This is a genomic window from Stenotrophomonas sp. 2YAF22 (assembly GCF_052114665.1).
In the GTDB taxonomy this organism is placed as follows: Bacteria; Pseudomonadota; Gammaproteobacteria; order Xanthomonadales; family Xanthomonadaceae; genus Stenotrophomonas; species Stenotrophomonas indicatrix.
Window position 1 is genome coordinate 1 of record NZ_JBFRFE010000082.1, and the last position, 10070, is coordinate 10070.

The 10070-nt window shown below is 67.4% G+C and carries 8 protein-coding genes and 1 pseudogene; 6 read left to right on the forward strand and 3 right to left on the reverse strand.

All coding sequences use genetic code 11. The features are described 5' to 3' along the window. Positions 1-601: glutathione S-transferase family protein (locus AB4Y84_RS05360; RefSeq protein ID WP_442249849.1), on the forward strand; the 601-nt coding region annotated here is incomplete at its 5' end. A gap of 112 nt (positions 602-713) precedes the next feature. Here the strand turns inward: AB4Y84_RS05360 and AB4Y84_RS05365 are convergent. Then, the gene (locus AB4Y84_RS05365) at positions 714-2924 is read right to left on the reverse strand and encodes a primosomal protein N' (protein ID WP_442244502.1); all 2211 of its coding nucleotides are present in this window, start codon (positions 2922-2924) and stop codon (positions 714-716) included. Positions 2925-3317: 393 nt separating this feature from the next. Between AB4Y84_RS05365 and AB4Y84_RS05370 the strand changes: the two genes are divergently transcribed. The 4 genes from AB4Y84_RS05370 to sppA all read left to right on the forward strand — a co-directional run bounded on the left by AB4Y84_RS05370 (position 3318) and on the right by sppA (position 8458). Beyond that, a complete protein-coding gene (locus AB4Y84_RS05370; RefSeq protein WP_442244503.1) occupies positions 3318-4319 on the forward strand; it encodes a hypothetical protein in 1002 nt (333 codons plus the stop codon). Continuing rightward, entirely contained in the window at positions 4312-4875 is a 564-nt protein-coding gene (locus AB4Y84_RS05375) for a DUF3106 domain-containing protein (protein WP_442249850.1), read from the forward strand. The genes AB4Y84_RS05370 and AB4Y84_RS05375 overlap by 8 nt, the downstream gene beginning before the upstream one ends. Positions 4876-5056: 181 nt before the next feature. Further along, positions 5057-6421 carry an MATE family efflux transporter gene (locus AB4Y84_RS05380; RefSeq protein WP_025879396.1) on the forward strand — a complete coding sequence of 455 codons (1365 nt, stop codon included), beginning with the start codon at positions 5057-5059 and terminating at the stop codon, positions 6419-6421. A 114-nt stretch (positions 6422-6535) separates the two neighbouring features. Then, positions 6536-8458, forward strand: coding sequence for a signal peptide peptidase SppA (gene sppA, locus AB4Y84_RS05385; protein ID WP_442249851.1), 1923 nt, complete (start codon positions 6536-6538; stop codon positions 8456-8458). 107 nt (positions 8459-8565) lie between these two features. On the opposite strand, the gene AB4Y84_RS05390 is transcribed toward sppA, so the two are convergent. Further along, positions 8566-8769: a hypothetical protein gene (locus tag AB4Y84_RS05390; protein ID WP_312109868.1), complete on the reverse strand. Its 204-nt coding sequence runs from the start codon at positions 8767-8769 to the stop codon at positions 8566-8568. Between the two features lie 111 nt (positions 8770-8880). On the opposite strand from AB4Y84_RS05390, the gene AB4Y84_RS05395 reads away from it, so the two are divergent. Next, positions 8881-9657 carry an SDR family oxidoreductase gene (locus AB4Y84_RS05395; protein WP_025879399.1) on the forward strand — a complete coding sequence of 259 codons (777 nt, stop codon included), beginning with the start codon at positions 8881-8883 and terminating at the stop codon, positions 9655-9657. Between the two features lie 46 nt (positions 9658-9703). Here the strand turns inward: AB4Y84_RS05395 and AB4Y84_RS05400 are convergent. After that, a pseudogene (locus AB4Y84_RS05400) lies at positions 9704-10070 on the reverse strand (hypothetical protein); the annotation flags it as partial.

Consider the following 10070-nt stretch of genomic DNA (forward strand, 5'->3'; position numbering starts at 1 on the left):
CCGCAATTCCAGCAACGTCCGCAAGGTGCTGTGGTGTGCCGAGGAAATCGGCCTGCCGTACGAGTCCATCGAGGTGGGCGGTAGTCACGGCGGAACGCAGTCGCCGGAGTACGTGGCGATGAACCCGAACGGGCTGGTGCCGGTGATCGAAGACCACGGCCTGCCGCTGTGGGAATCGAACACCATCGTGCGCTACCTCAGTGCGCGCTATTCGCTGGGCACGCTGTACGCGGAAGACGCGATGGAGCGTGCGCAGGCCGAAAAGTGGATGGACTGGAGCACCTCGCGGATGGCGCCGCTGTACTCCGAACTGATCTGGGGCATCATGCGCACCGCGCCGGCCGACCGCGATGAGGCGCGCATCAATGCGGCGATCGTCCGCGCCGGTGATTTCCTGGCCCTGCCCAACGCGACCTTGGCCACGCAGCCGTGGCTGTCGGGCGAGAAATTCGCCATGGGTGACATCGCCCTGGGCTCGTTGATCTACGCGTGGTTCGAGCTGCCCATCCAGCGCCCGGACCTGCCGCACCTGGCCGAGTGGTATGCACGCCTGCGCGAACGCCCGGCGTACCAGCGCGGCGTGATGTCACCGATGACGTAAGCGAAGGGGCGACGTTCGGGGTCAGAGCCCTTTTCTGCGAAAAGGGATCCGACCCCAAGCTATCCAGGGCTCTACGGTAGTGCCGAGCCATGCTCGGCAGCGCTCTGCCAGATCAATACAGGTCGGTGGGATCCACATCCAGTGACCAGCGCACCTTGCGTGCCTCCGGCAGCGCGTACAGCTGCGGTACCAGCTGTGACAGCACTCCGTGCAGCGGTGGCCGCTGCGCCGCCGACAACAACAACTGCGTGCGCTGATAGCCGGCACGGCGTGGCATCGGCGCCGGCATCGGCCCATAGGCTTCAACCACGTTCTGCTCGCCCAGCAGTTTGCGCGCGGCCAGCAGGAATGCATTGGCATGCTCCAGCTGCTGCGCTTCGGCGCGCATCAGCGCCAGGTGCGCGAACGGTGGGAAACCCGCCGCCTCGCGCTGGTTCAGTTCGGCCTGCGCGAACGGGTGGTAACCACCGTTGACCAGCGTCTCCAGCAGCGGATGCCCCGGATGATGGGTCTGCAGCCACACTTCACCCGGATCGCGCGCGCGACCGGCGCGGCCGGCTACCTGGATCAGCTGCTGCGCCAGTTTTTCGCTGGCGCGGAAATCGGCCGAGAACAGGCCTTCGTCGATGCCCACCACCACCACCAGCGTCAGCTTGGGCAGGTCGTGGCCCTTGGCCAGGATCTGCGTGCCGACCAGGATGCCGGGCTCGTTGCCAAGCTTGGCCAGCTGCTGCTCCAGTGCATCGCGGCGGGCGGTGGTGCCACGGTCGATGCGCACCACCGGGAAATCGGCGAAGGCACTGACCAAGTGTTCTTCCAGTCGCTCGGTGCCGATGCCCTGTGGCTGCAGCGCCAGGCTGCCACAGGCGGGGCAGGCCAGTGGTGCCGGCTGCCGCGCACCGCAGTGGTGGCATTGCAGGCGACGGCCACCGCCATGCACGGTCATCGGTGCATCGCAGCGGTTGCAGGGTGCGGTCCAGCCGCAGTCGTGGCACAGCAGCACCGGCGCATAGCCGCGGCGGTTCTTGAACACCAGCACCTGCTGGCCACGCTGGAGGTGTTCGCCGATGCCGGCCAGCACGTCGGCGGAAAGGCCATCGCGCAGCGGACGCTTGCGGACGTCGAGGATGCGCACGCGCGGCGGTCGGGCATCACCGGCGCGCTGTTTCAGGCGCAGGTGCGCATAGCGGCCGGCATAGGCGTTGTGCAGGGTTTCCAATGACGGCGTGGCGCTGCCCAGCAGCACCGGAATGCCCTGCGCCTTGGCCCGCACCAGAGCGAAATCACGTGCGTGGTAGCGGATGCCGTCCTGCTGCTTGTAGCTGCCGTCGTGCTCTTCATCCACGATCAGCAGGCCGGGTTGCGGCAGCGGGATGAACACCGCCGAACGCGTACCCACGATCACCCGTGCTTCGCCGCGCGAGGCCGCGGCCCAGACCCGCGCGCGCTCGTTGTCGGTCAGCCCCGAGTGCAACGCGTGCACGGCAATGCCGAGACGGCCGCGGAAGCGTGCCAGGGTCTGCGGGGTCAGGCCGATCTCGGGCACCAGCACCAAGGCCTGCCTGCCCTGCGCCAGGCAATGGATGATCGCCTGCAGGTAGACCTCGGTCTTGCCGCTGCCGGTCACCCCGTCCAGCAGGAATGCCTGGAAGCTTTCGGTGGCGGTGATCGCGGCCACGGCCTCGGCCTGCTCCGGATTGAGGGTGGGGCCGGGCAGGGGCTGGGCGTGCTGCGGCGCCACGCTCAGGGCGATGCGCTCGGCCAGGTCGCGCTTGCCCAGGCTGCGTGCGGCCACCCGCCAGTCCTGCATGCGTGCGGACAGGACATCTTCGTCCACCACGGCTTCGGCCAGCAGCTCGGCCAATTGCCGTGGACGGCTGCCGGCGCGCAGCTTCTCGCGCTGGGCATGGCCTTCGGCTGTCAGCTGCCAGCCCCAGTGATGGGTGTCGGGCAGCGGTTCGCCATGCCGCAGCGGGCCGGGCAGGGCGGTGCTCAGTACTTCGCCCAAGGGGGCGTGGGTATAGCGGGCCAGCCACTGCAGGCTCTGCCACAACTCGCCCTGCAACAGCGGTGTCGTGTCACACCAGGCCAGTGCCTGGCGCAGCCCCTGGCTGTCCTCCACCTGCCCATGCCCTGCCACCACGCCGATCAGTTCGCGGTTGCCGAACGGCACCTTCAGCCGGCAGCCGACCGCTACCGACGGGCCTTCGCCCTGCGGTGGCAGGTAGTCGAACAGGCGCGGCAGGGGCACGGGCAGGGCAACCTGCAGGGTCGGGACAGGGCCGGATTCAGGGGCAAGCATCGGGTCAGTGTAACGGCCCATGCGAGGGCGCATGGCAGTGGCAGATGCGACTGGCATGCCCTCCGGCGAATCATAAATGTCACCTAAATATCGGTGTCTATTGGAGATTCAGTCTTATCCACATCTTCTGTGGATAAGTCTGTGCGTTAGCGGCTCATGGCGCCRTATGAGGCCGATGGCGACGGCCTCACGCTTCGGTTGGTCAAAAAATAGCCACACTTTAAAAGTAATAAAAATCAACAACTTAAGTGTGAAACATTGCTGAAACAGGGTGAATTCAGCCATTCACGCAGGAATCGCCCGGTTCCCGCGTGGTGCTGTGCACAACCTGCAGCAGAAAGCGCCTGCAATCGCAAGTCCTGCCGGGCAGCGATGGGCTGCCGCTATCATGCCGGCAGACCTTTGGAGTGACCGATGACGGCTGTGCCCGCCCCTGTTTCCTCGACCGCGGCCGGCGCGCTGTCGGCATTTCTGCGTGGCGTCGAACGCCGTGCCCTGGTCGTGGCCGAACTGCAGTGCGGCGACCCCGCCCGTGCCGAACAGACGCTGGTGGCGGTGATGCGCGCCTTCGCCGCGGTCGCCAGCGACCTGCCGATGGCGCAGTGGCCCAGCCGCTTCTGGACCCTGCTGGGCCAGCGCCAGGCGCTGCGCGAGCCCGCCACCGGTCAGTGGCCGCCTTCGCTGGCCGCGCTGGGCGAGATGGCACCCTTGCCGCGGCTGGCCCTGCTGCTGCGGGTGGGGGGCAGCCTGGACGAAGGCATCGCCACCCGCGTTCTGGATGTCGACGAAGAAGGCTATCAGCGCCTGTTGGCCACGGCCTGCCCACGCGATGCCGATGGCCAGCCCGACGCCGCTGCATGGCGCGCTCTGGCCGAACAGGTGCAGCTGCGTGTCCGCGACCTGCCGGCCAAGCGCCTGCAGCAGCTGCAGCAGCCGTCCGCGCCAGCGGCCAACAACCAGGCACCTGCTTCCAGTTGGCGTGCGCCGCCGCGCGACGAACGCGCATCTACCACTGGCAAGCGTCGTCGCCCCAATGCCAAGCCGCGCTGGCGTGGCCCGGTGATCCTGTTGATCACCGTGGCGGTGCTGCTGCTGGCTGCGTTGGGCTGGCGCCATTGGCAGGGCCGTGCGCTGACTGCCGATGGCCCCCTGCCCGAAGGCGTGGTGGGTGAGGCCGGGCCGGTCACCGTCGAGGCGCTGCCCGCCAGCGATGTCCGCCCTGCTGCGGGTAGCGATGCGCAGGCCAGCGAAGATGCCGCGATGCTGGCCGACCGCGATTACTCGCTGCTGGCCGAGGCCGACATGCATGCCTGGAGTGCCGCCGGTGGCCCGTTGCCGGTGGACGAATCACAACCCAAGCCGACCCACCCGGAACCGGTCGGCGCAGCGCTGGAAACCTCTGCTGCCGATGAATAAGCTCCTCTTCGCCGGCCTGCTGCTGGCCCTGCCGCTGTCGCTGGCGGCCGCTCCGCAATCAGTGAACGTGCCGCTGCCCGCACCGTCGGCAACACCATCGGCCGCGCCCACTGCGGCGGCGGCATTCGCGCAACTCGATCCCGCCCAGCAACGCCAGYGTCGCAGCGACTACGCCGCGTGGCGCGCCCTGCCGGAGGGCGAGCGCGAGCGCATCCGCCAGGCTGCCACCCGCTTCGCCGCGTTGCCGGCCGATCAGCAGCAACGGCTGCGCGCGCAGTTCCAGGCACAGGACCAGGCTTTCCGCGAAGGCTGGCGGCTGGGCCCGCAACTGGGCGCCGAGTTCCCCAAGCTGCACGGCCTGTTCGGCTTCGTACCGCCGCAACAGCGCGATGCCGTGCTTGCCGTGCTGCGCCAGTTGAGTCCGTCGCAGTTGGTGCAGCTGGCCTTGGTCGCCCAGCGCACGCCGCCGCAGGAACGCGACAGCGTACGCAGCGCATTCCTCACCGTCCCCGCCGCCGAACGCGACACCTGGCTCAAGCGCCAGGCCGGGCAGTAAGCAAAAAGGGGACGGAGGGAATCAAGTCATTTCAGGCCCGACTGTGCCGGATACGACTTGATTCCCTCCGTCCCCTTTATGGGGCAGTCATGGGAATGGCCGCCCAGCGCGCGTAAGATGGCCGGCCGCAACCCGGTGCCTGTGCCCTTCGCGCGCAACCGTAGTTCGCGTCAAGCACCTTATGTCTACTGCAACCTCCACGCCGCGCTTCAGCAAGGAAGTCGGCGCCACCGGTCTGCTTGCCCTGCCGCTTGTGCTCGGGCACGTCTCCACCGGTCTGATCTCCTTCGTCGACAATGTGATTGCCGGCCACCATGCGACATCCACCCTGGCCGCGGTGACCATCGGTACTGCGCTGCTGTGGCTGCCGATGCTGATCCCGATCGGCACGCTGATCTCACTCACCGCCTCGGTGTCGCAGCTGCATGGCGCCGGCCGTGAGCGCGAGATCGGCCCGTTGTTCCGGCAGGCGTTGTGGCTGGCGCTGGGCCTGGGCCTGATCATGTTCACCTTCCTCACCGTGGTGCCGCCGCTGCTGCCGGCATTCGGCATCGCCCCGGACATCGTGCCCGGCGCAACGGCCTTCCTGCATGCGGTGCGCTGGGGCGGCCCGGCGCTGACGCTGTACTTCTGCATGCGCTATCTCAGTGAAGGCATGCATTGGACGCTGCCGACCATGCTGCTCGGTTTTGGTGGCCTGCTGGTGCTGGCGCCGATGGGGTACGTGCTGGCCAACGGCAAGCTGGGCTTCCCCGAAATGGGCGCTGAAGGCCTGGGCATCGCCTCGGCGGTGATGATGTGGCTGCAGGCGATCGCCTTCGGTACCTACCTGTGGTTCACCAAGCGCTTTGCCCACCTGCAGCTGTTCTCGCATTTCGAGGGTCCGCGCTGGAAAGCGATCTGGGACCTGCTGCGCACTGGCCTGCCGATCGGCATCACCGTGCTGATGGAAGGTGGCCTGTTCATCGTCACCGCATTGTTGATTGGTCGCCTGGGCGCCAATGAAGCGGCCGCGCACCAGATCGCGATCAACGTGGCGCAGCTGTGCTTCATGATCCCGATGGGCGTGGCCGAGGCGACCACCGTGCGGGTCGGCCATGCGGTTGGCCGTGGTGATGGCTTCGGCGTGCGTCGTGCGGCGTGGGCCGGCTACGCGATCATCATGGGTACGCAGACGCTGTCGGCGGCGGCACTGCTGTTCGGCCACGACGCCATCGTCGGCGTCTACACCAACGACCTGGCCGTGGCCGGTCTGGCTTCCACCCTGCTGCTGTACGCGGCCACCTTCCAGTTCCCCGATGGCATCCAGGTGCTGTCGGCCGGCGCGCTGCGCGGCCTGAAGGACACCCGCGTGCCGATGTTCATCGCCATGTTCGCCTACTGGGGCCTGGGGATGCCGCTGGGTGCCGGGCTCGGCCTGGGCCTGGGCATGGGGCCGCAGGGCATGTGGATTGGCCTGATCGTCGGCCTGACCGCCGCCGCCATCCTGATGGGCTGGCGCCTGAGCCGCAGCAGCAAACGCATTGGCCAGTCCACGCTGGCCTGACATCACGCCGGTCCCGGGCAACCGTGACTGGCGATCCCCTGACTTGTGTCCGATGCTGCCTCACGCGGCACCGGCTATGCTGTTACCACGGCAAGAAGCCATCCGGAGTGCTCCATGAACCAACCCGTGCCGCCGCTGCCCCCGGYGAACCGCAATCCTGTCGCCAGCTTCTTCATCGGGCTGTGGGACGTGATGAATTTCACCCGCCGGTTGATCCTCAACCTGGTGTTCTTCGGCCTGTTGCTGCTGGTGCTGGTGATGTTCATCGTCGCTGCGGGCATGGGCGCAGGTGCCAGCAAGGCGCTGCAGGACCGCACCACCCTGGTGATCGCGCCGGAAGGCCGCCTGGTCGAGCAGTACAGTGCCGATCCGGTCAGCCGCGCGCTGGCCAAGGCCGTCGGTGACAACGGTGCCGAGGAAGTGCAGCTGCGCGATCTGATCCGGGTGATCGAGAGCGCGCGCGACGACAAGAAGATCGAGCGGGTGGTGCTGGAACTGGACAAGCTGCAGCCGTCCGGTTTCGCCTCGCTGCGCGAAGTGTCCGCCGCGCTGCAGGAACTGCGCGCTTCGGGCAAGCAGCTGGTGGCCTTCAGCGAGAGCATGGGGCAGTCGCAGTACCTGCTGGCCGCACAGGCCGACGAGGTCTACCTGGACCCCATGGGTTCGGTGGTGCTGGAAGGCCTGGGTCGCTACCGCCAGTATTTCCGCACCGGCCTGCAGGACAAGCTGGGCGTGGACGTGCACCTGTTCAAGGTGGGCGAGTACAAGTCGGCGGCCGAGCCGTACGTGCTCGACGCGGCGTCGCCGGCGTCCAAGGAAGCCGATCTGTTCTGGATGAACGATGTGTGGCAGCGCTACCTCGGCGATATCGCCAAGGCCCGCCGCCTGGATCCGGCACAGCTGGCGGCCGGCATCGACACCCTGCCTGAAGGCGTCGCTGCCGCCGGCGGCGACCTGGCCAAGTTCGCCCTGCAGCAGAAGCTGGTTACGGCGCTGAAGACCCGCGAGGAATTCGAGGATCTGATGATCGAGCGCGGCGTGGCCGATGAAGACGCCGACGGTGGTTTCCGCAACATCGATTTCGGCACCTACATGGCCCAGCTCGATGCGCGCCGCAACCCGGTTGATTCGCGTCCGCAGGTCGCGGTCATCGTGGCCTCCGGTGAAATCAGCGGCGGTGATCTGCCGGCCGGCCGTATCGGTGGTGAATCGACCTCGGCGCTGCTGCGTGCGGCCCGCGACGATGACGACGTCAAGGCCGTGGTGCTGCGCGTGGATTCGCCGGGTGGCGAAGTCTACGCCTCCGAGCAGATCCGTCGCGAAGTGGTGGCACTGCAGGCTGCCGGCAAGCCGGTGGTGGTGTCCATGGGTGACCTCGCTGCGTCCGGCGGTTACTGGATCAGCATGAACGCCGATCGCATCTATGCCGATCCGTCGACCATCACCGGTTCGATCGGCATCTTCGGCATGATCCCCAACTTCAGCCGTGCGCTGGACAAGTTCGGCGTGCACACCGATGGCGTCGGCACCACCCGTTTCGCCGGTGCCTTCGACGTCACCCGGCCGATGGACCCGGCGGTGGGCCAGGTCATCCAGTCGGTGATCAACAAGGGCTATGCCGATTTCACCGGCCGTGTCGCCGAGGCCCGCAAGAAGCCGGTCGAGGCGATCGACGAAGTGGCCCGTGGGCGCGTCTGGAGCGGTGCGCAGGCCAAGGAGCGCGGTCTGGTCGATGCCTTCGGTGGCCTGAAGGACGCCGTGGCTGACGCTGCTGGCCGGGCCAAGCTGGGCGCGACCGACAAGTACCGCGTGCGTTACATCGAGAAGGCGGCGACGCCGTTCGCGCAGTTCGTCAGCGGCTTCGCTGGCAGCCACGCCGGCGCCTGGATGCTGGCCGATTCCGGCGTGGGCCGGATGATGCTGGCGCGCACGATGCCGGAAATCGATACGCAGCTTCGCTTCGTTGAGAACGCGGCCCGCGAGAAGGGCAACGGTGCACCGGTGAAGTCGCTGGCGTATTGCTTCTGCGGGTTCTGATGGCCCATCCACGCATGGCGTGGATCTACTGGGAATGTCCACGCATGGCGTGGAACTACTGAACGCACAACGCCCGGCCTTGGCCGGGCGTTGTTGTATGCGGGCATCTACTGCGCGTCGGCCTCTGCCTTGCGCTCGCGTTCGGCCGCCTCGTCCAGGGTCTTCTGCACGCCTTTGGCGCGGTCCAGTGGTTGATTGACTGCCTTGGCCAATGCCTGCGGTTCCGGTGGTCGTTCCGGATTCGGCGGTGCGGGACGCTGGCACCCGGCCAGCAGTGCGGCCGACAGCAGAACGGGAATCAGGACGCGCATGGCAGCTCTCCACGAGGGACGTGCAGTCAGTGTCGCATCCCGGGCGGCGGACGGTCGTGAGCGCGTATCCTTGCCGCATCGAAACACAGTGGGCGCGGCCCCGGAGGACATATGACCCAGCAACGGTGGCGCCTGGATGGGCAGACGGCCCTGATCACCGGTGCCAGCGCCGGTATCGGCCTGGCGATCGCGCATGAACTGGCCGGTCTCGGCGCCGATCTGATGATCGTCGGCCGCGACCTGGACATGCTGGAGAGTGCCCGCGACGAACTGCTGGATGTGTATCCGCAGCACCAGGTGCACGCCTTGGCCGCCGATGTGTCCGACGACGAAGATCGCCGGCAGATCCTGGACTGGGTCGAGGACCACGCCGACGGCCTGCACATCCTGGTCAACAATGCCGGTGGCAACATCACCAAGCCCGCCACGGAGTATTCCGAAGACGAGTGGCGCGGCATTTTCGAGACCAATCTGTTCTCGGCGTTCGAGCTGTCGCGCTATGCGCATCCGTTGCTCGCGCGCCACGCTTCATCGGCCATCGTCAACGTCGGCAGCGTGTCCGGCCTGACCCATGTGCGCAGCGGCGTGGTCTATGGCATGACCAAGGCGGCGATGCACCAGATGACCCGCAACCTCGCGGTGGAGTGGGCCGAGGACGGCATCCGGGTCAATGCAGTAGCGCCGTGGTACATCCGGACCCGTCGCACGTCCGGCCCGCTGTCCGATACCGACTACTACGAGGAAGTGATCGGACGCACACCGATGCGGCGCATCGGTGAGCCGGAGGAAGTGGCCTCGGCCGTGGGCTTCCTGTGCCTGCCGGCATCGAGCTATGTCACCGGCGAATGCATCGCGGTGGATGGCGGCTTCCTGCGATACGGGTTCTGACGGGACCACCCGCTGCGAATCGGCATCCACGGCGGGCGTGGATGCTCTACTTCGGCACGGGGCAGTCGCTGGCTTCCAGCACGGCCTGCAGGCGTTCGCGTTCGCCGCGCGCTGCCGGTTGGTTTTCGGGCGCAGCAAAGCGCTCGCGACCGCGTGCATCGCGGAAGCGCTGCTGCCAGCTGCCGCAGCGCTGCGCTTCGGCCACTTCAGTGCAGCGGTCCCTGACCACCTCGCAACTGGCGGCGTTCACTGGTGTCGCTCCGCCCAGGCCCTGCACGTTCAACAGTTCGCAGCGGCCTGGTGCAGCCTCGTACTCATGCAGGTAGGAACCGCCCTGCGTGTCGATGCACTGGAAGATCGTCGGCAGCGGAGGCTTCGGTGGCACGCTGCCATCCACCGCCGTGGCGTCGGTC

Excerpts from the sequence above, each read along its gene's own strand:
- AB4Y84_RS05395 (WP_025879399.1), top strand. The coding sequence starts at position 8,881 with ATGACCCAGCAACGGTGGCGCCTGGATGGGCAGACGGCCCTGATCACC.
- AB4Y84_RS05370 (WP_442244503.1), top strand. The coding sequence starts at position 3,318 with ATGACGGCTGTGCCCGCCCCTGTTTCCTCGACCGCGGCCGGCGCGCTG.
- AB4Y84_RS05380 (WP_025879396.1), top strand. The coding sequence starts at position 5,057 with ATGTCTACTGCAACCTCCACGCCGCGCTTCAGCAAGGAAGTCGGCGCC.
- AB4Y84_RS05365 (WP_442244502.1), bottom strand. The coding sequence starts at position 2,924 with ATGGGCCGTTACACTGACCCGATGCTTGCCCCTGAATCCGGCCCTGTC.
- AB4Y84_RS05390 (WP_312109868.1), bottom strand. The coding sequence starts at position 8,769 with ATGCGCGTCCTGATTCCCGTTCTGCTGTCGGCCGCACTGCTGGCCGGG.